At 66.9% G+C, this 19,998-nt stretch carries 14 protein-coding genes and 2 pseudogenes; 12 read left to right on the forward strand and 4 right to left on the reverse strand.

The annotated features are described in order from the left end of the window. Positions 1 to 141 precede the first annotated feature (141 nt). Both tal and tkt read right to left on the reverse strand, forming a co-directional pair. Positions 142 to 1,269 (reverse strand): transaldolase, encoded by a 1,128-nt coding sequence (gene tal / locus OG963_RS06430; protein ID WP_371798633.1) that lies wholly within the window; start codon positions 1,267 to 1,269, stop codon positions 142 to 144. 28 nt (positions 1,270 to 1,297) lie between these two features. Beyond that, entirely contained in the window at positions 1,298 to 3,385 is a 2,088-nt protein-coding gene (tkt, locus tag OG963_RS06435; RefSeq protein WP_371798634.1) for a transketolase, read from the reverse strand. Between the two features lie 145 nt (positions 3,386 to 3,530). Here tkt and OG963_RS06440 point away from each other — a divergent pair, with 145 nt between their 5' ends. Together OG963_RS06440 and OG963_RS06445 are read left to right on the forward strand one after the other, a co-directional pair. Next, positions 3,531 to 4,418, forward strand: a complete 888-nt coding sequence (locus OG963_RS06440; protein WP_093770520.1) for an AraC family transcriptional regulator — start codon at positions 3,531 to 3,533, stop codon at positions 4,416 to 4,418. A 39-nt stretch (positions 4,419 to 4,457) separates the two neighbouring features. Further along, positions 4,458 to 4,556 (forward strand): annotated as a pseudogene (locus OG963_RS06445) (family 1 glycosylhydrolase); the annotation flags it as partial. 402 nt (positions 4,557 to 4,958) lie between these two features. Here OG963_RS06445 and OG963_RS06450 read toward each other — a convergent pair. Then, a complete protein-coding gene (locus tag OG963_RS06450; protein WP_371800271.1) occupies positions 4,959 to 5,366 on the reverse strand; it encodes a transposase in 408 nt (135 codons plus the stop codon). 701 nt (positions 5,367 to 6,067) lie between these two features. On the opposite strand from OG963_RS06450, the gene OG963_RS06455 reads away from it, so the two are divergent. From OG963_RS06455 to yjfF, 5 genes are all read left to right on the forward strand, one after another. After that, positions 6,068 to 7,114: a LacI family DNA-binding transcriptional regulator gene (locus OG963_RS06455; protein ID WP_371798635.1), complete on the forward strand. Its 1,047-nt coding sequence runs from the start codon at positions 6,068 to 6,070 to the stop codon at positions 7,112 to 7,114. Positions 7,115 to 7,252: 138 nt separating this feature from the next. Further along, entirely contained in the window at positions 7,253 to 8,260 is a 1,008-nt protein-coding gene (locus tag OG963_RS06460) for an ABC transporter substrate-binding protein (RefSeq protein WP_093770514.1), read from the forward strand. Between the two features lie 94 nt (positions 8,261 to 8,354). Further along, positions 8,355 to 9,893, forward strand: coding sequence for a sugar ABC transporter ATP-binding protein (locus tag OG963_RS06465; RefSeq protein WP_319738367.1), 1,539 nt, complete (start codon positions 8,355 to 8,357; stop codon positions 9,891 to 9,893). Beyond that, positions 9,890 to 10,999 (forward strand): ABC transporter permease, encoded by a 1,110-nt coding sequence (locus tag OG963_RS06470; protein ID WP_093929094.1) that lies wholly within the window; start codon positions 9,890 to 9,892, stop codon positions 10,997 to 10,999. The genes OG963_RS06465 and OG963_RS06470 overlap by 4 nt, the downstream gene beginning before the upstream one ends. Further along, entirely contained in the window at positions 10,996 to 12,021 is a 1,026-nt protein-coding gene (gene yjfF / locus OG963_RS06475) for a galactofuranose ABC transporter, permease protein YjfF (RefSeq protein ID WP_362276432.1), read from the forward strand. The genes OG963_RS06470 and yjfF overlap by 4 nt, the downstream gene beginning before the upstream one ends. A gap of 926 nt (positions 12,022 to 12,947) precedes the next feature. On the opposite strand, the gene OG963_RS06480 is transcribed toward yjfF, so the two are convergent. Further along, a complete protein-coding gene (locus OG963_RS06480; protein WP_371798636.1) occupies positions 12,948 to 14,378 on the reverse strand; it encodes a non-reducing end alpha-L-arabinofuranosidase family hydrolase in 1,431 nt (476 codons plus the stop codon). 735 nt (positions 14,379 to 15,113) lie between these two features. Here OG963_RS06480 and OG963_RS06485 point away from each other — a divergent pair. The 5 genes and pseudogenes from OG963_RS06485 to OG963_RS06505 all read left to right on the forward strand — a co-directional run. Beyond that, positions 15,114 to 15,294, forward strand: a pseudogene (locus OG963_RS06485) (alpha-galactosidase); the annotation flags it as partial. 166 nt (positions 15,295 to 15,460) lie between these two features. Further along, positions 15,461 to 15,829, forward strand: a complete 369-nt coding sequence (locus tag OG963_RS06490; protein ID WP_319738358.1) for a transposase family protein — start codon at positions 15,461 to 15,463, stop codon at positions 15,827 to 15,829. Between the two features lie 735 nt (positions 15,830 to 16,564). Continuing rightward, positions 16,565 to 17,866: an extracellular solute-binding protein gene (locus tag OG963_RS06495; RefSeq protein ID WP_093770504.1), complete on the forward strand. Its 1,302-nt coding sequence runs from the start codon at positions 16,565 to 16,567 to the stop codon at positions 17,864 to 17,866. A gap of 11 nt (positions 17,867 to 17,877) precedes the next feature. Beyond that, the gene (locus OG963_RS06500; RefSeq protein ID WP_093770502.1) at positions 17,878 to 18,900 is read left to right on the forward strand and encodes a carbohydrate ABC transporter permease; all 1,023 of its coding nucleotides are present in this window, start codon (positions 17,878 to 17,880) and stop codon (positions 18,898 to 18,900) included. After that, positions 18,900 to 19,799: a carbohydrate ABC transporter permease gene (locus tag OG963_RS06505; protein ID WP_093770500.1), complete on the forward strand. Its 900-nt coding sequence runs from the start codon at positions 18,900 to 18,902 to the stop codon at positions 19,797 to 19,799. The genes OG963_RS06500 and OG963_RS06505 overlap by 1 nt, the downstream gene beginning before the upstream one ends. Positions 19,800 to 19,998: the final 199 nt, after the last annotated feature.

Below are 19,998 nucleotides of genomic sequence, written 5' to 3' on the forward strand. Positions count from 1 at the left end.
CCGCCGCGCCGCCGCCCCACTCCCGGGCGACGTCACCCGATCCGGCGGTCACGCCGCCCGGTTCCACGGCCGCGTCACCAGATCCGCCCGCCGCGGCGGGCGCGACCTGCGCGGCTCCACCGGGAGGCGTCTCGCGCTCACTCATTCCCCCTCAACTCCCTTGCCGTTCAGCGACGTCGCGACCACACCCAGCAGGTCTTCCCAGGCCGCCTCGAACTTCGACACTCCCTCGTCCTCCAATTGCTTCACGACCTCGTCGTACGAGATCCCGAGCCGCTCGACGGCCGCAAGATCGGAGCGGGCCTGGGCGTAGCCGCCGGTCACCGAGTCGCCGTGGATGTCACCGTGTTCGGCGGTGGCGTCGAGGGTCGCCTCCGGCATGGTGTTGACCGTGCCGGGCGCGACCAGTTCGTCGACGTACAGGGTGTCCTTGTACGCGGCGTCCTTGACCCCCGTCGAGGCCCACAGAGGACGCTGCTTGTTGGCGTTCGCGGTGGCGAGCGCGGTCCAGCGGTCGGCGACGAAGACGCCCTCGTACGCCTCGTATGCGAGACGGGCGTTGGCGAGCGCGGCCCTGCCCTTGAGTGCGAGCGCCTCGTCGGTGCCGACCTTCGCAAGGCGCTTGTCGATCTCGCTGTCGACGCGGGAGACGAAGAACGAGGCGACGGAGTGGACCGTGGCCAGGTCGATGCCCGCCGCCAGCGCCTTCTCCAGGCCCGCCAGGTACGCGTCCATGACCTCGCGGTAGCGCTCCAGCGAGAAGATCAGCGTGACGTTGACGCTGATACCGAGGCCGATGACCTCGGTGATCGCCGGGAGGCCGGCCTTCGTCGCCGGGATCTTGATCATCACGTTCGGACGGTCGACCAGCCATTCGAGCTGCTTGGCCTCGGCGACGGTCGCCGCGGTGTCGTGCGCGAGGCGCGGGTCGACCTCGATGGAGACCCGGCCGTCACGGCCGCGGGTCGCCTCGTACACGGGCCGCAGGATGTCGGCAGCGGAGCGGACGTCGGCGGTGGTCATCATGCGGACGGCCTCGTCGACCGTGACGCCGCGAAGGGCGAGGTCGGCCAGCTGCTCCTCGTACCCCTCGCCGGAGCCGATGGCGGCCTGGAATATGGAAGGGTTGGTGGTGACGCCCACCACGTGCTTCCGCTCGATGAGTTCGGCGAGGTTGCCGGATGCGATCCGCTTGCGGGACAGATCGTCCAGCCAGATGGAAACGCCCTCCCGGGCGAGGGACTTGAGGGGTTCAGCGGTCTTGCTCACAGTGACTCTTCTCTTTCTGGCGGCCTGATCAACCACGCGCGGCGGCGAGAGATTCCCGCGCGGCGGAGGCGACGTTCTCGGCGGTGAAGCCGTACTCGGCGAACAGGGTCTTGGCGTCGGCGGAGGCGCCGAAGTGCTCCAGGGAAACGATGCGTCCGGCGTCACCGACGTACCGGTACCAGGTCAGGCCGATTCCTGCCTCGACCGCCACACGGGCCTTCACGGACGCCGGGAGCACACTCGCGCGGTACTCCGCGGACTGCTCCTCGAACCACTCGACCGACGGCATCGACACCACGCGCGTGGCAACCCCCTCGGCCTCGAGCTGTTCACGCGCCGCGACGGCGAGCTGCACCTCGGAGCCGGTGGCGATGAGGATGACGTCTGGGGTCTCGGCGGAGGAGTCGCGCAGGATGTAACCCCCCTTCACCGCCTCTGGGTTTGCCTCGTATGTCGGCACACCCTGGCGGGTCAGCGCGAGGCCGTGCGGCGCAGGGTTCGTGGCGTGCCGCCTGAGGATCTCGGCCCAGGCGATAGAGGTCTCGTTGGCGTCGGCAGGGCGGACGATGTTGAGTCCGGGGATGGCCCGCAACGAGGCCAGGTGCTCGACCGGCTGGTGGGTCGGGCCGTCCTCGCCGAGACCGATCGAGTCGTGCGTCCAGACGTACGTGACCGGCAGCTCCATCAGCGCGGACAGACGCACGGCGTTGCGCATGTAGTCGGAGAACACCAGGAAGGTGCCGCCGTAGATGCGGGTGTTGCCGTGCAGTGCGATGCCGTTCATCTCGGCGGCCATCGAGTGTTCGCGGATGCCGAAGTGGACCGTGCGGCCGTAGGGGTCAGCCGCCGGAAGCGGGTTGCCCTTCGGTAGGAAGGAGCTGGTGCTGTCGATCGTGGTGTTGTTCGAGCCGGCGAGGTCGGCGGAACCGCCCCACAGCTCGGGGATCACACTGCCGAGCGCCTGCAGCACCTTGCCGGACGCGGCACGGGTCGCGACGGATGTGCCCGCCTCGAACTGCGGCAGAGCAGCTTCCCAGTCGTCGGGCAGCTGGCCCGTGACGACGCGGTCGAACAGCTTGGCGTGCTCGGGGTCGGCCGTGCGCCACTCGGCGATCTGCTTGTCCCAGGCCGCGTGCGCCTCGACTCCTCGGTCGAGGGCCTCGCGGGCGTGGGCCAGTACCTCGGGCTCCACCTGGAAGGACTGCTCCGGGTCGAAGCCCAGGACCCGCTTGGTAGCCGCGATCTCCTCGGCGCCGAGCGCCGATCCGTGCGAGGCCTCGGTGTTCTGCGCGTTCGGGGCAGGCCACGCGATGATCGTGCGCATCACGATGATCGAGGGGCGCCCGGTCTCGGCGCGGGCGGCGGTCAGCGCCCCGTACAACGCTCGGACGTCGATGTCACCATCGGCCGAGGGCTCGACCCGCTGGACGTGCCAGCCGTACGCCTCGTACCGCTTCATGACGTCCTCGGAGAAGGCGGTGGCCGTGTCGCCCTCGATGGAGATGTGGTTGTCGTCGTAGACGAAGACGAGGTTGCCGAGCTTCTGGTGACCCGCAAGGGACGAGGCCTCGGCGGAGATGCCCTCCTCCAGGTCGCCGTCCGAGACGATCGCCCAGATGGTGTGGTCGAAGGGGGACTCGCCCTCCGGCGCCTCGGGATCGAACAGGCCGCGCTCGTAGCGTGCCGCCATCGCCATGCCCACGGCGTTCGCGACACCCTGGCCGAGCGGTCCGGTGGTCGTCTCGACACCCGCCGTGTGCCCGTACTCAGGGTGACCGGGCGTTTTCGAACCGTGCGTCCGGAACGCCTTCAGATCGTCCAGTTCCAGCTCGTACCCGGAGAGGAAGAGCTGGGTGTACAGGGTCAGCGAGGTGTGACCCGGGGAGAGGACGAAGCGGTCTCGGCCGGTCCACTCCGGGTCGGCCGGGTCGTGGCGCATCACCTTCTGAAAGAGGGTGTACGCGGCCGGCGCCAGACTCATCGCGGTGCCCGGGTGGCCGTTTCCGACCTGCTGTACGGCATCGGCCGCCAGAAGGCGGGCGGTGTCGACGGCACGCCGGTCGAGTTCGGTCCACTCGAATCCGTCAGGGAAGCTCTCGGGTGTCTGCGTGCTCATCTTCAAGAAGTCCTCGATAGGAACAGGTCAACTGCTCTGACGCGTTCAAACCTAAAAGTATGACTTTTGCCGGGCCAGGTGCCCCTGTGTCAGCCTTTGGTGAAAGTGGGACAACGAGTGCGGACCGAGCCGACGCGAGAAGGACATGACGGACAGAACGACCCAAGGAAGTGGAGAGATCAAGACCTTTCCCTTCCCCACGAACCTGAGCGTCTGCGGCGTAGGTATGCAGGTCGAATCCATGGAACCCGGTCGGCCCTGGCATGCGGACGCGCCGTTGGAGCGCGTGCACCGCGTCGACTTCCACGTGGTGATGCTGTTCCGCGGCGGCCCCATCAGACACATGATCGACTTCGCCGAGTACGAGGCCTCCGCCGGCGATCTCCTCTGGATCCGCCCAGGCCAGGTGCACCGCTTCTCCCGCCCGGCCGGGTACCGCGGCACCGTCCTGACCATGCAGCCGGGCTTCCTGCCCCGGGCGACTGTCGAGGCGACGGGCCTGTACCGCTATGACCAGCCCCCGCTCCTGCGCCCGGACGCGAACCAGCTGGCCGCCCTCGAGCACTCCCTCGCCCACCTGGAGCGCGAGTACGTCGACACGACCACGCTGCCCCTCAGCCTCCACACCGCAGTGCTCCGGCACTCCCTGACCGCGTTCCTGCTCCGCCTGGCCCACCTCACGGCGATCTCCGCCAAGACGGCACTCGAGCAGACCGACACCACCTTCAGCCGCTTCCGGGACGCGGTCGAGGAGGGCTTCGCCACCAACCACAGCGTCAGCGCGTACGCGGACGCCCTCGGCTACTCCCGACGCACCCTCGTCCGCGCGGTGGGGGCGGCCACCGGCAACACCCCCAAGGGCTTCATCGACAAGCGCGTCGTCCTCGAGGCCAAGCGCCTACTCGCCCACACGGATATGCCGATCGGCCGGATCGGCGCATCCGTGGGCTTTCCCGACGCGGCCAATTTCTCGAAGTTCTTCCATCAGCACACCGGGACGACTCCGTTGGCGTTCCGGGGGGAGCTGCGCTGAAAGAGGCGGGGCCGGCCAACCGGCCCGCCCCGCCGGTCGGCCTGGTCCCTGATGCCGTACTTCGAGTGGGCCCACGGCTACGGGAAACGGTTCGGCCTGGTCCGCGTCGACCACGAGACGCAGGTCCGCACCATTCAGGCCCGCGAGCGGATTCCCCAGGCCGATCACGTGACACTGCTCGGCTGCGGGCCCATGCCCATGAGCGACGACCCGCCACTCATCACTTCCGTCATCCTGGACACCATCGCGGCAGCAGCAAAGCGGCGACGTCACGCGCTGTCTGATGCCCCTCACACCGACGGACTCTCCGCGTCCTCGTGGCGGGCCTGCCGGTGTGAGTCGTCGCCGAGCAACCCGAGACGATGCGCCACTCCAGTCGTTGCGGTGCCGACGCGTTGTCCACCCTCGGCCCACCCACCGGGACCCCGGTGCCACCGACCGCTCGGCCACGCGTCCCAACACGGCCCGGCTGGTGTTCCGATCGCGTCCGCCCGCGGATCTGCCGTATCTCGGTGTGTTCGGTCGGCAAAGCGCCATGTTCTAGGGGCCGGCAGTGGGCGTCGGACGCCAGGTGAATGTTGGTGGCCAGTCCGCCGCGGGACCGGCCGATGGCGTGATCACCAGGTTCGTCGGTCGGAGCCCATTTTTACGGGCCCCGGCCGCGTGCTGGTGAGCGCGCACGATTGTCGAGTCCACCGACACCGTCCAGTCGAGGTCTCCCTCGGCGTCGGCCTCGGCCATGAGCCCGGTTAACACGTGCTCCCAGGTGCCGTCGACGGCCCACATCCGCAGGCGGTTGTGGACGCCTCGCCAGTTGCCGTATCTCTCCGGGAGATGGACCCCCTGGGTTCCGGTCTGAAACTTGAAGGCGATCGCGTCGATCACCTCCCGGTGGTCCCTCCACCGGCCACCCCGCGCCGACGCCCGGTCCGGAAGTAACGGCTCGATCCTTGCTCACTGCGTATCTGTCAACGGCACATCAGATGATCCGAACGAAAACTGCCTGGTCGTCGCTGCCCTCTACATGGCCGTCGCCACCCGCGGCGGCGATGCCAAGGGCGTGACTTCCACTCAGACCGCGGCAGCGAGCCCAGGTTCAAGAGGTCGTGGCAACACTGCTTGTCAATGAGCACAGGTGCTCGGTGAGCGCCTCGACATGAGTCTTCCAGCTGAGGTTCTTGCGGGCGTCAACTACCGGTATTTCGCACACAGTTCGAAGTTTCGGTTCTGAAAATAGGGCTGTCCTGCGGGGCCGTCAACCCCGTTGGCCCGGGGTCTTTGCGCCGATAGGGCACGCCGCCGCGCGCACCCGTCCCTCGACTCACACCCTCGCGCCACGTTACGCAAACGTGACAACTTCCCGCCGCAGCCCTCTTGACCGCCATGAATTGTGAGCGCTCACAATGACGTCCGTATTCAGCTAGTCCCTAGTCGGCGGCGCCAGTGACATCCAAGGAGGTGTGACCGTCGTGTCCGCAGGACCCCGCCCCGTCTCCTCGGCCGGCGCCATGTGCGGCCGAAAGCCTGGCCGAATTACGGAGCCGCCGGGCGAACCGGCCACCGCAGGGGTGGTCGTGAACCCGGACACGCGGAGGCAGCCGCCCACGACACAGGTCTTATCGGCAGACGACCGCCAAGAAGGTGCGGCCGTGGCATCAGCACAGCTCCGACCGCCCACCATGGCCGACGTCGCCCGCCAGGCGGGCGTGTCACACCAGACCGTGTCCCGCGTCCTGGGGGACCACCCCAACGTGCGGGACGAGACCCGAGCCAAAGTAATGCGCGTGATCGAGGAGATGGGCTACCGTCGCAACCACTCCGCACGGGCCCTGGCCACCCGGCGCACCCGCACCCTGGGCGTCGTCGCCTCCGACACCACCCTCTACGGCCCGGCCAGTACCCTCTTCGCGCTCGAGGAGGCGGCCCGCGCCCGGGGATATCTGGTCTCCACGGTCAACCTGCGCGAACTGACCGTCCAGACACTCCTCGAGGCCCTGGACCACCTCAGCGACGGCGGTGTTGAGGGGGTGGTCGCCATCGCCCCACAGCGGTCGGCGGTGGACGCCCTCTCCGGACTGCGTCACCCGTTCCCGGTGGTCACCGTCGGGTGCGGACCCGGAGTGGACAGACCGTGCGTCACCGTGGACCACCACAAGGGCGCGACGCTCGCAACCGGTCATCTGCTGGCGGCCGGCCACCGCAACGTCTGGCACCTCGCCGGACCCGAGGACTGGCAGGAGTCCGCCGACCGGGCGGCGGGCTGGCGGGCGACCCTCGAAGCAGCGGGCATCGAGCCGCCGTTGGTGCTGCACGGTGACTGGAGTCCGCTCTCCGGCTACCGCGCCGGCCAGGAATTGGCCGGCTTGGTGGGCCGGGGACTGACGGCGGTCTTCGTCGCCAACGATCAGATGGCACTGGGGGTGTTGCGCGCCCTACGGGAGGCGGGCGTGCGAACTCCCCAGGACGTCGCCGTGGTCGGCTTCGACGACATCCCGGAGTCGGAGTTCTTCGCCCCGCCGCTCACCACGGTCCGGCAGGACTTCGCGACCGTCGGCAAGCGCAGCATCGCCCTGCTCCTGGATCTCATTGAGGGCCGGGCACCCGCCGGGACACCCCGGATCTCCATCGAACCCCAATTCGTCCTCCGCGCCAGTACATGCCCGTACACCCCGCAATCGAAGGGCGCTCCCGCCTAACTCGGCATCAACCGGCTGAAGTCCGCCCATCAGCGCGTTCGATATATCGAACAATGATCGACAGGCTGGACGCAGTGCGGACGGTCCGTCGAGTACCAGCGGGTCCATCCCCGGGCCGACTCTTCAAAGGAGAAGAACATGATCAACAGACGGAACTTCCTCACCGCGGCGGTCGGTGTGGCGGCCGCGGGCGGCCTGGCGGCCTGCGCCAAGGATGACAGCGGCTCCGACAGCTCCTCCTCCGGGGGCGGCAGCAAGGCGATCAGCCTGGGCTTCTCCCAGGTCGGCTCGGAGAGCGGCTGGCGCACCGCCAACACCGACTCGGTCAAGGAAGCGGCCAAGGAGGCGGGCTACACCCTCAAGTTCTCCGACGCCCAGCAGAAGCAGGAGAACCAGATCTCCGCGATCCGTAGCTTCATCGCCCAGAAGGTGGACGTCATAGCGTTCTCGCCGGTGGTCGTCACCGGCTGGGACGCTGTGCTGAAGGAGGCCAAGGCGAAGAACATCCCGGTCGTCCTCACCGACCGCTCTGTCGAGACCTCCGACGACTCCCTGTACGTCACGCTGGTCGGCTCGGACTTCACGGACGAGGGCAGGCGCGCGGCCAAGATCCTGGAGAAGGTCCTCGAGAAGACCGGCCACAAGGGCGCCGTGAGGATCGCACAGCTGGAGGGCACCACGGGCGCCGCCCCGGCGATCGAGCGCGCCAAGGGCTTCAAGGAGGTCATGGAGGCGGAGCACAAGGACGACTGGACGATCGTCGTCAGCCAGACCGGTGATTTCACACGCGCCGGCGGCAAGCAGGTCATGGCGGCCTTCCTGCAGTCCAACCCGGACATCAACGTGCTCTTCGCGCACAACGACGACATGGCCATCGGCGCCATCCAGTCCATCGAGGCCGCCGGCAAGAAGCCCGGCAAGGACATCCTGATCGTCTCGATCGACGGCGTGAAGGACGGCTTCGTGGCCATGTCCGAGGGCAAGATCAACGCCATTGTCGAGTGCAACCCGCTGCTCGGTCCCCAGCTGATGGACATCGTGAAGAAGGTCAAGGACGGCGAGACGGTCGAACGCTGGATCAAGACCGAGGAGAGCGACTTCATGCAGGACCAGGCCAAGGCCGCGCTCCCAAACCGCAAGTACTGACCGACCGAACCCACCGGCAGGGAGCCCCCGGCCGACCGAGCCATCGGCCCGGGGCTCCCTGCGAGCCTGAACCAATCTCACAAGGAGCGCTGCCATGGCAGAGCCACGGCCCGTCCTGGACATGACGGGCATAGTCAAAGAGTTTCCGGGGGTACGGGCTCTGTCGGACGTCGACTTCCGGCTCTTCCCAGGGGAGATCCACGCCCTGATAGGCGAGAACGGCGCCGGCAAGTCCACCCTCATCAAGGTGCTGACGGGGGTCTACTCCTTGGACGGCGGCACGATCACGCTGGAAGGCAGGTCCGTGCGGTTCGGCAGCCCGCTGCAGGCCCAGCACGCCGGCATCAGGACGGTCTACCAGGAGGTCAACCTCTGCCCGAACCTGTCGGTCGCGGAAAACATCTTCATTGGGCGCGAACCGACCCGCATGGGCCGCATCCAGTGGAAACGGCTGCGTCAGGAGGCGGCAGAGCTGGTGGAGCGGCTCGGCCTCGACATCGACGTCACCGCCCCCCTGTCCTCGTACCCGCTGGCCGTGCAGCAACTGGTCGCGATCGTACGGTCAGTGGGCCCTGGCGACAGCGAAGGGGAGGGATCGGGAACCAAGGTGCTGATCCTCGACGAGCCGACCTCCAGCCTCGACCGGGACGAAGTCCTCGAACTGTTCGCCCTGATGGGGCGGTTGAAGGACGAGGGCGTCGCGATCCTGTTCGTCTCGCATTTCCTCGACCAGATCTACGAGGTCTGCGACCGGATGACCGTACTGCGCAACGGCACCCTCGTCGGTGAGCACATGGTGCGCGACCTCGATCAGGTCGGGCTCGTCCAGCTCATGCTCGGCAAGGCTCTGGACCAGCTGGAGGAGCTCCACGACCACCAGTTGCACTCCGACGTCGGCGAGACGCTGCTCCAGGCGGACGGCCTCGGCAGGACCGGCGGCATCGCCCCATTCGACCTGGAGATCAAGAAGGGCGAGGTGATCGGGCTCGCAGGCCTGCTCGGATCGGGCCGGACCGAACTCGCCCGACTGCTCTTCGGCGCCGATCAGCCGGACAGCGGCAAGGTGTCCATCGGCGGCAAGCATGTCTCGATGAGCGCCCCGAACGACGCGATCGGCGCCGGTGTCGCGTTCTGCTCCGAGAACCGCAAGAGCGAGGGCCTGGTGCCCGATCTGACGGTGCGGGAGAACATCATCCTGGCCCTGCAGGCCTCACGTGGGTGGACCCGGCCCATCCCGGTCTCCCAGCGCGACGAACTCGTCTCCAAGTACATCAAGGCGCTGGACATCCGCCCCGCCAACCCCGAGGCCACGGTCGGCCAGCTCAGCGGCGGCAACCAGCAGAAGGTGCTGCTGGCCCGCTGGCTGATAACCCAGCCGAAGCTGCTGATCCTGGACGAGCCGACGCGCGGCATCGACATCGGAGCGAAGGCGGAGATCCAGAAGCTCGTCGTCTCACTCTCCGAGGACGGCATGTCGGTGCTGTACATCGCGGCCGAGCTGGAGGAAGTACTCCGGCTCAGTCACACCATCGGAGTGCTGCGCGACCGTCGGCTGGTGGCGCAGATCGCCAACGGGCCCGAGATCACCACAAGCCAAATCCTGGAGACCATCGCGAGCGGAGAGAACCAGTGACCACCTCTTCCCGATGGCAAGCGCTGACCCAACACCACCTGCTCTGGCCGGTAGCGGTCCTGGTCTTCCTGCTGCTCGTCAACGTTCCCTTCACCCCCGACTTCTTCTCCGTGCGGATGACGGACGGCCACCTCTACGGCAGCCTCGTCTCGATCGTGCTGTTCGGCTCACCCCTCATCCTGGTGGCGGTCGGCATGACCCTGGTCATCGCCACCGGCGGCATCGACCTCTCCGTCGGCGCCGTGGTCGCCATCACCGGAGCACTGGCCTGCTCGTACATCAGCGACCAGGCCGACCAAAGCGCCCTTTCCGGGGTGCTGCTCGCCATGGGCCTGGGCCTGCTGGCCGCGGCCGTCTGCGGCCTGTGGAACGGCTTCCTGGTCGCCAGGATGGGCATCCAGCCGATCATCGCCACGCTGATGATCATGGTCGCCGGACGCGGCGTGGCCCAGCTGATCACCAACGGCCAGATCATCACCATCAACAGCGCGCCGTACAAGCTGATCGGTGGCGGCTACTGGCTGGCACTGCCCTTCTCCATCTTCGTGGTGGCCGTGGTAGTGGCCGTCACCGTGGCGCTGACCCGCCGCACGGCGCTCGGGCTGCTGGTCGAGTCGGTCGGCGGCAACGCCGAGGCCAGCCGCCTGGTGGGCATCAGGTCCCGGCGCATCAAGATCATGGTGTACGCGTTCTGCGCGCTGTGCGCGGGCAGCGCCGGCCTGATGATCAGCTCCAACACCTCGGCCGCGGACGGCAACAACGCCGGCCTATGGATCGAACTCGACGCGATCCTCGCCGTGGTGATCGGCGGCACGTCACTCCTTGGCGGCCGGTTCTCCATCGGTGGCACGGTCGTCGGCGCCCTCGTCATCCAGACCCTGACCACCACGATCTACACCATTGGCGTGCCGCCCCAGACCAACCTGGTCTTCAAGGCCGCCGTCGTCATCGTCGTCTGTCTGTTGCAGTCCCCGAAATTCCGCGCCAAGGCCTTCGGTGCCAAATTCGGCGCCAGGTCAGGTGCGAAGGGAAGCGCCAAGCCGGCCGCGGCCCCGGCGGACACCGCCGCGGCGGCCGAGGCCGCTCCCAAGATGGAGGTGTCATGACGAGCACGACCACCCAAAGCCCCTCAGCCCCGAACAGCCGTACCACGTCCAAGGCCGTGCGTCTGCTCGGCGACAGGCGCATGCCCGTACTGGCGACGGCCCTGCTCTTCCTCGTGATGTACATCGCGAGCCTGAGCCGGTACCAGAACTACGGGTTCGCCGAACCGCAAGTCTTCATGAACCTGTTCATCGACAACGGCTATCTGCTGGTCGCCGCCGTCGGTGTCACCTTCGTCATCCTGTCCGGCGGCATCGACCTGTCCGTTGGTTCGATGATCGGGTTTACGACAATGTTCACGGCGTGGTTGGTGGAGCGCCAGGGGCTGCCGCTCCTGGCCGTGATCCCCATGGCGCTGGCCGTGGGCGCCCTCGCCGGTTTCCTGATGGGCTATGTGATCCACAACTTCGAGATCCAGCCCTTCATCGTGACCCTCGCCGGCCTCTTCCTCTTCCGCGGCCTGTGCCTGGTCATCAGCAAGGAGTCGATCTCCATCGGCGACTCCTCGGTGACCAGCATGGCCCAGGCACAGGTGCCGCTGGGGATGGGCTTCCTGTCGATCGGCGCGATCGTCGCGCTGGTCGTCCTCGCCGTGGCGTTCTACGTCCTGCACTACACACGCTTCGGGCGCCGGGTGTACGCCATCGGAGGCAACGAGCAGTCGGCCATGCTGATGGGTCTCCCGCAGGGCGGCACGAAGATCGCCGTGTACACCGCGAGTGGCTTCTGCTCGGCGCTGGCCGGTCTGCTGTTCACCCTGTACATCCAGTCCGGTGACCCGTTGCATGCCACCGGCATGGAACTCGACGCGATCGCCGCCGTCGTGATCGGCGGCACCCTGCTGACGGGCGGCTCCGGCTATGTGCTGGGTACCGTCTTCGGTGTGCTCGTCCTGGGCCTGATCAAGACCATCATCCAGTTCGAGGGCACGCTCAGCTCATGGTGGACGAAGATCGCCACCGGTGTGCTGCTGTGCGCGTTCATACTGATCCAACGCGCGATGACGGCACGCAAGAAAACCTGACCGGTCAGGTCGTCCCACGGCCGCCGCTGCCCGCTCCTGTGTATCCGGGTGGGCCGTTGGCAGGAACTCCCGTGCGCCGGACAGGAGTTATTCCTGTCCTGTTGTCTTACTCGGTACACGCCAACAGTGTGAGACTCCGATCCGGCCGCTGGTCTTCACCACAAGGGAGTGGCGTGTTACGCGTACCGACCGTCATGTTCCCATGGCCGCGGCAGCGGCCGTCCTCGCCCTCACGTTCACCGCGTGCGGCGGCGACACCGGGCCGGGAGGAGGCGCCTTGGCAGCCCCGCCTCACTCGACGCCAGGGCGGACGTGAGCAGGCAGCGGCTCACCGTCTCGAACCGGGACGGCTATGTGCCCGAGGACCTACCCGCCCGCTTCAAGGCCGCCACCGGCGTCCCGTGACCGTCGCGAAGCTCACGACCAACGAGGCCTGTACCTCTGTCCAGAGATCGCCCGACCACTCCAAGGCCCGCCCACTTGGCCGGCGTTGGCACCGGCTGGACTCCCCGTCCGGGAGACCGACGAGGGAAGTTCGCCCTGCCGGTCGAACTGGCCGACCCGCCGGACAGTCTCGTGGGACGTGCGGACGGAGCGCGCGAACCTACTTCGCCTCGGCTCGCTCGCCTCCGCCGACGTGGAATTGATGCGCAGGGCCATCGCTGCGCGCCGACCCGCATCCCGCACCGCTACGTCGCCTCCAAGTGGCCGCTGCACGACGAGGGTGGTATCCCCGGTGGCGTCATGGTGCTTCGGTCCGTACCCACGATGAAAGTCCACGAAAGAGAGGAACCCCAGCCGACGCACGGCTGGGGCCTCTCGAGACGGTGCGTATCGGTCAGCAGGTGGAGTTGCCCCCGTCGTAAACCGCTCGTCCACGCGCCGGCAGACCGCACCCTATCGCGATCGCCGTGGATCAGGGCAGATTAGCGCTGCAGGGTAAGGACGCCCGGTCGCCACGGTAGTTGGTCGTAGCTGCCGCCCGCGGTGGGGGACTTGCCCTGGTAGAGGAACTGCAGGTTGCAGGGGTCGATAGTCATGGTCTGGTCGGGGTTGTTGCGGACCAGGTCACCGTGGCTGATGTCGTTTGTCCAGGTGGCACCGCTGTTGGCCTTGCCCGCGAAGGGGTTGCTTTCGCTGCTGGCCTGCGGGCTCCACGAACCGCTCAGGCTGGAGGCCGTGAACGAGCGGAAGTAGCGCCCATTCGAACCTATCGCTTCAACGATCATGAGGTACTGGTTCTGGCCCTGAACCTTGTAGACCTGCGGCGCCTCGAACAGGTTGTTCGTCGAGTCGCTCATGACCGTCGTGTACGACGAGCCGAAGCTGCCCGGGAAGTTTCCGATCGGCATGCTCGCCCGGTAGACCTTGCCGTTGTCACCGGCGAAGAACAGGTACATGTTCTGGCCGTCAGCGATCAAGGTCTGGTCGATCGGGCCGGTGCTGGAGCCGGAGACGCTACCGGTGAACAGCGGCTGCGGCGAGGACCAGCCGTTGGCGTTGGTGGGGTCGCTCGACGTGCGGTAGACGAAGGCCGACGCACCCCATTGGTACGCCAGCACCCAGATGTTCTTGGGCGCGAAGTAGAACAGCGTGGGCGCCACTGCGGCCTGACTCATCGCGGTCTGGCCGGCCGACGCCATGTCCGACCAGTTCGTGAAGGGACCAAACATCATCGAGCCGTACGACGATCCCGACACGTTCGATGCGTAGACCAGGTGCTTGCCGTTGTACACCACATTGGTGAAGTCCTTCAGCGAGACCCACCCGTTCGCCGGCTGCGCCGAGGCGCCCGTCGACGTCCACCGGTACGTCGACGGAAGAGAACACGTGCCGCCCGCCGGCGGCGTCGACGTCCCGGACAGGCCGGTCCACTTCTGGTTGCTTCCGCCGTTGCACGTCCAGATCTGCACCGCCGAGCCGTTGGCCGTACCGGCGCCCGTAACCTCCAGGCACAGCCCGGACTCCACGCCGACAATCGTGCCGTCGGCGTTCACCCGCCACTGCTGGTTCGCACCGCCGGAACAGGTCCAGATCTGCACCCGGGTACCAGCCGCGGTGGCGTGGCCCGAAACATCCAGGCACTTGTTGCCGTACACGGTCAGCTGGTTGCTGTCCGTCAACGTCCACTGCTGGTTGGCCCGGCCCGAGCAGTCCCAGATCTGCAGATACGTGCCGTCGGTCTGGCCGGCGTTCGGCGAATCGAGACACCGGCCGGAACCAACACCGCGCAAGGCGCTGCTGGTGGCAGCCTGAGCCGGGTTGGCGACGAGCATTGCCGCCAACGCAACCAGGGCCGCAACCGCGGTGGCGAGCACCACAGACAGATACCTGCGGCTGAAACTTCCTCTGCGCATGGGGACTTCCTCATCCTTGCGTAAGCGGTTCCGGTTGGCCCGTCAGAGGCTGTCCGGACTGTCGATGCGGTGCGGTTCGTGCGCACCGGGCTGACACCTTGCGGGCCTGGGAGACCTTCTGAAAGACCGGTGGCGCCAGACGCCTACGGGCCGCCGCGAAACGCGCCGGCCCCGTGTCGGACGTTGGCCGTCGTGGTGCAAGCCCGCCACGAGATGAACCCCACGTAGTCCGCCAGCCGTTCAAGCTCTGAGCGAGACCGGGGCCCGCGCGGGACGGTGCGGATTGGATTGTTCATGGCATTCAGCAGCTGCGGGGCGGAGGGTTCCTCTCAGCGGGAGAACCGCGCCGGCGGCGAGGCCGGTGGCGGCCGCCTGCGCGCGACGACGAATGGATGACGAGCCCATGACATACGCATGTGCGGCGTGCTCCTTGCGGCTCGGCCGTTGCGGTTGGGCGTGACCCGGAGGTGCCCTGCTGTGCGGGTGGAGCGGTTCCAGCTTGTTCGTGATATCGAACAAGGGTCGAAGTATCGAGCAACCTGGATGATAGGGAACCGGTGAACGGTGTCAATACTTCTCGCATGATTCGCGAGTAACGCCGAAACATTCGCAGGGCTTTACGGACGAAGCGCCGCAGGTCAAGCCATCGAATGGCCGGGCTGAGCGGATGGACAACCCTGCGGTGCCGGAGTGGGCCGGTTTCGCGGACGGCGTCGACCTACGGTCGCCTCTCCCCTGTCCTCCTCCCACTCCACCGCCACGGTCGCGCCGGGCAGCCCGGCGCCCATCCCGCCGCCGGGGGTGGAACAGCTGGAACAGCTTCGGGTGCGGGATCACCGAGGTCCAGGTGCGCCAGGCCACCGACACGATGGTGTCCTCGGGCAAGCGGAACGCCGGCTGCCCGTACGTCGTGGTCGCTCACGTCGTATCCGTACCGGCATTGACGAGGCGTCGACTCGGGGCGCTCATCGCCGAGTTGGCCAGGCCGTGGACAGCGCGGGAAGAGTCCCGACCGGGCGAACGCCGAAGGCGGCGGCCCCGGCCGGCAACTGGCCTTCACCGACCGGGCGACCGCGATCCTGGTGATCCTGCGGTTCCAGCTTCCGCACGCCGCCCTCGCCGTCTTCTACAGCGTGGACCGCTCCACCGTCACACGCGCCGTCCATGAGACCCGTCCACTTCTGGCGGCGCGGGGCTTCGCGGTCCCCGGCGAGGCAGGACTGCGTATCTACACACTGGCCGATGCCTTCGCCCACGCCCCGCGAAAGGTGTTGAGCTGCGCTTGGACAGCACCGGGGTACGGGTCCGGCATCCGAGGGCGGGCCGCCCCTGACCTGGCGTGCGTTCGTGTCCGGCGAGATGCGGCAGAACACCAAGAGGGCCACCGTCATCACCGACGGCCAGGGCCGCACTCTGTGGACCGGTGCGCTCCGGCCGGGCCGCATGCATGATCAGACGGCGGTCAAGACCGAGGGGATCGAGCCCTCTTCGAGCAATACCCACAGATCAAGACCAAGATGGATTCCGGATACCGAGGGGGCCAAACGGTTTCCCGACCAGACCAGGCGCCGCCGAAGAAGCTCACCAGGTACGCGTCGGCCGAGAAGGCACTGTCTGGGAGAGGGCCCACAAGAAGCAATCCTCGGAGCGGATATGCGTCGAGCACGCCAACGCCGAGCACAAGCAGTGGAGGCCCCTCCAGCGGCACCTCGGCCCCCGCGAATACCACTCCGAGGCCCATCCGACCATCGCCGGCCTCGTCTCCGGCTGCACCGCAGAGCAGTAATCACCCACTGGCCCAACCCGCCAAGCTCACACGCCGCAACCCCAGTTGCGCCCGGCATCGCAGGTTTCGGCGAACTTTCGGAAATGAGTCATTGACTACCGCTCTGGGCCGAGCGCATACTCCAGCGATCGACACCTCTCCGTAACGGACGCGACTCCATACGGTCACACCCGTCCACCTGGCACGTCCACACGCGCATGCCCGGAGCCGGAAAGCAGGGTTGCAGTGATCGACACGACTTCGCGCACTGTGCCCGACCCTCGCTGTCGCCACGGTCGGCCTGCGGCTTGAACTCCGGATCAGCGCATATGCGAAATTTCAGCACACCCAACAGGCCATGACCTTGCGCGAACTATCCCCACCCATGGTGACAATGACGACGGATCAGGAAGTTTCCACGATGACGAGGAAAGCACGCAGTGCGACGGTTGTCGCGATCGGCTTGGGCATCGCACTCGCTGCCACCGGCTGTGCCGGCGGCAGCGACGGCAGCGACGGCAGCAGCGGTTCGTCCGATGGCAAGGTCACGTTGACCGTCTGGGAGAACGCGCAGCCCGGGCCCGGTGCGGAGTACTGGAAGACCGCCGCGAAGGCATACCACTCGCTGCACCCGAACGTCACGGTCAAGATCCAGGCGGTCCAGAACGAGGACCTCGACGGCAAGCTGCAGACCGCGCTCAACTCGAACTCCGCCCCGGACATCTTCCTGCAGCGCGGTGGCGGCAAGATGCAGGCCATGGTCAACGCCGGCCAGCTCCAGGCGCTGAACCTCACCGAAACCGACAAGACAAATGCAGGCGCGGCAGGTGTCGCAGGCTATTCGATCGACGGCAAGGTCTACGCGATGCCGCTCGACACCCAGCCCGAGGGCATCTACTACAGCAAGGACCTGTTCAAGCGGGCCGGCATCACCTCGACGCCGACGACGATGGACGAGCTCGAGGCCGATGTCGCGAAGCTGAAGGCGATCAAGGTCGCGCCGATCGCGGTCGGAGCCAAGGACGCCTGGCCGGCTGCGCACTGGTACTACAACTTCGCCCTGCGCGCGTGCAGCCAGGAAACCATGGCGGCGACTGCGAAGTCGCTCAAGTTCACCGATCCGTGCTGGACCAAGGCCGGCGACGACCTGGCTTCGTTCCTGAAGGTCGACCCCTTCCAGAAGGGCTTCCTGACGACCTCGTCGCAGCAGGGCGCCGGGTCGTCGGCGGGCATGCTCGCGAACCACAAGGCGGCCATGGAGCTCATGGGCAACTGGAACCCCGGTGTGATCGCCGGCTTGACCAAGGACCAGAAGCCGCTCCCCGACCTGGGCTGGTTCCCCTTCCCTGCCGTCGCAGGTGGCCAGGGAGACCCGACCGCCATCATGGGCGGCCTCGACGGATACTCGCTGTCAAAGAACGCACCGAAGGAGGCCCTTGCCTTCCTGCAGTGGCTTGTGACCAAGGACCAGCAGGAGGCCTACTCCAAGGCCTTCTTCACGATCCCGGTGAACAAGGACGCCCAGGGTGTCGTCACCGACCCTTTCAACGTCTCGGCACTGCAGGCCTTCAACAAGGCGGCCTACTCCATGATGTTCCTTGACACCGAGTACGGCCAGAACGTCGGCAACGCCATGAACACCGCCGTCGTGAACCTGCTGGCCGGCAAGGGCACCGCCGCCGACATCGTCAAGGACACCAACGCTGCCGCCGCGAAGGGCTGAGTAAGCACACCATGAGCAACACCCTGGGTACTGACACGGCCACCGGCCGCCAGTCGCAGGGCACGCCTGGAGTCGGGGGCGCGGCCAAGTCCGCGCCCCCGGCTTCGCTGCGAGCGGCTGCGCGCCGACGTGGCCGTGCCAAGATGCGACTCGAGATCGTGCTCCTGTCCGGACCGGCGATCATTGTGTTCCTGGCCTTCGTGATCTTCCCGGTGGCGCTCGCTGCGTTCTACGGCTTCTACCGGTGGCACGGTTACGGAGCGCCCACCGACTGGGTCGGCCTGAACAACTACAAGCTGATCCTCACCGACCCCGCGTTCCAGCAAGTTCTGTGGCACAACGGCCTGATCCTGGTGCTCTCACTGGTCATCCAGGGCCCGCTGGCGATCACCCTCGCGCTCCTGCTCAACCAGAAGATCCGCGGTCGCTCGATCATCCGCGTCCTGATCTTCGTGCCCTACGTCATCTCCGAGGTCATCGTCGGCACCGGCTGGAGCCTGATGCTCCAGAGCAGCGGCGCCGTCAACGACCTGCTGCAGCACATGGGCCTGGGCTTCCTGCAGGCTGAGTGGCTATCCAACCCGAAGCTGGCCATCTGGACGCTGATGGGCATCATCTCGTGGAAGTACATCGGCTTCGCGGTGATTCTGATGCTTGCCGGCCTGCAGTCGATCCCCGAGGAGCTCTTCGAGGCCGCACAGATCGACGGCGCCTCCTACTGGCAGATCCAGCGCCGCATCACGCTGCCGCTGCTGGGGCCGACGATCCGCATCTGGGCGTTCCTGTCGATCATCGGCTCGCTGCAGCTGTTCGATCTCGTCTACATCATCTGGGGCCCATACGTCGCGGGCACCGCGGGCACCTCGACCATGGCGATCTACATGGTCGCCCAGGGCCGCAACGCGGGCAACTACGGCTACGGCAGCGCCATCGCGGTCGTGATGTTCCTGATCTCGCTCATCGTCGCGCTGATCTACCAGCGCTTCGTCCTGCGCCGTGACCTCCGGGGCGCCGTCACCGAAGGAGCCGCCTGATGGGCGCGTCGACCGTCAACTCCCGGCTTTCCTCCGCCGTGGAGCCGGATGCCCCCATCGACCGCGGCAATCGTGACAAGCCTCAGAAGTGGGGGAATCCCTTCACCTACTTCATCGCGCTGCTCTTCATCGGGGTCTGCATCGCACCGGTGCTCTATATCGTGCTCGGCGGATTCCGCACCAACTCGCAGATCAGCACGAGTCCGGCCGCCCTACCGCACCCCTGGGTCGCCAGCAACTACGTCAGCGTCCTGAAGTCGGTGACGTTCTGGGGTGAATTCGCGAACTCCATCATCGTCGGGCTCGTGAGCACCGTCGGCACCGTCGTCCTCGGCCTGATGGTGAGCTTCGTGCTCGCCCGCTACGACTTCAAGCTCAAGGGCGCGATGTATTCCCTGTTCGCCGCCGGCCTGATGTTCCCGTTGGTCATCGCGATCACCCCGCTGTACATCGTCGTCAAGGACCTCGGCCTCGTCGACAACCTGTTCGGCGTGATCATCCCGCAGATCGCCTTCGGCCTGCCGACGACCGTCATCATCCTGGTGCCGTTCCTCAGAGCCATTCCGAACGAGATCGAGGAGGCCGCCGCGATCGACGGTGCAAGCCGACTCGGATTCTTCTTCCGCATGGTGATCCCGCTGTCACTGCCCGGTGTGGTGACGGTCGGCATCCTCGGGTTCATCGGCAGCTGGAACAACTACGTCCTGCCCCTGTACGTCATCAACTCGCAGGCGAACTTCACCCTGCCACTCGGCGTCCAGGCCTTCTCCTCGCAATACTCCGTGGACACCGCGAGGGTCCTCGCGTTCACCTCACTCGCCATGCTGCCCGCACTGATCTTCTTCGCGATCTTCGAGAAGAAGATCGTCGGCGGTCTCACCGGCGCCGTGAAGGGCTGAAACCGGCACCGGTATCTGCACCGGACCGTCTCACGCCTGCCCCTGCCGTGCCTCCGGCAGGGGCAGGCCGCTGCCGAACATCGATCGGTCTGCGTACTCGTACCGGCTCCGCCATTGCTTCTCCCTTGCAGGAGAGACCAGTCACGCCCCAACCCGGCCGCGACTCGCTCGGCAACTCGGCTCGGCCCTGATTGCCTTG

This window comes from Streptomyces sp. NBC_01707 (assembly GCF_041438805.1).
In the GTDB taxonomy this organism is placed as follows: Bacteria; Actinomycetota; Actinomycetes; order Streptomycetales; family Streptomycetaceae; genus Streptomyces.